Raw genomic sequence first — 480 nt, 5'->3', positions numbered from 1 at the left:
GTTGTCGCCGTCTTCGTCAACTGGCATCAGCTCGATAGAGATGCCGTTGATGCATACTGGCGCTGGAGCTTTGCAGTCCACTACGCTGAACGGCATCACCACAAGGTCTGTGTTGCCACAGCCGTCCTTGACATCTACCTCGAAGCTGTGGTTGCCCAGTGGGAACACGCCTGAGATGGTGTAGCTTGGGTAGCTGCCTGAAAGCACGCTCGCTGGGAGCTGCGTCAGGTTGCCTGAGTTGAACGGGTTCAGGAACACCCGGATCGTCAGGTCGTCTGTAGTGCAGTTCTCGTCGATGCTGAATGGGTAAGTCACCGTCGCATCACAGTCTACGTTGTCCAGTGAGCAGAACGGGTCTGCCTGCGTGAAGCTGATCACAGGGTCGATGTCGTCGTATACCTTGATGATCTGCGTGTACTGGTAGTAGCCTGGGCGGCTGGCAGCTGTGAACTGCGCCGTCTGGTAGTAGCGCGGAGATAC

1 pseudogene is annotated in these 480 nt (G+C 56.9%); it reads right to left on the bottom strand.

Annotated elements, in window-relative coordinates:
• A pseudogene (locus FRY97_RS22660) lies at positions 1–480 on the bottom strand (hypothetical protein); the annotation flags it as partial.

It is taken from the genome of Phaeodactylibacter luteus, from assembly GCF_007993045.1.
Lineage (GTDB): Bacteria > Bacteroidota > Bacteroidia > Chitinophagales > Saprospiraceae > Phaeodactylibacter > Phaeodactylibacter luteus.
The sequence above is the reverse complement of the archived record's forward strand: the minus strand, read 5'-3'. Positions and strand labels throughout refer to the sequence as shown.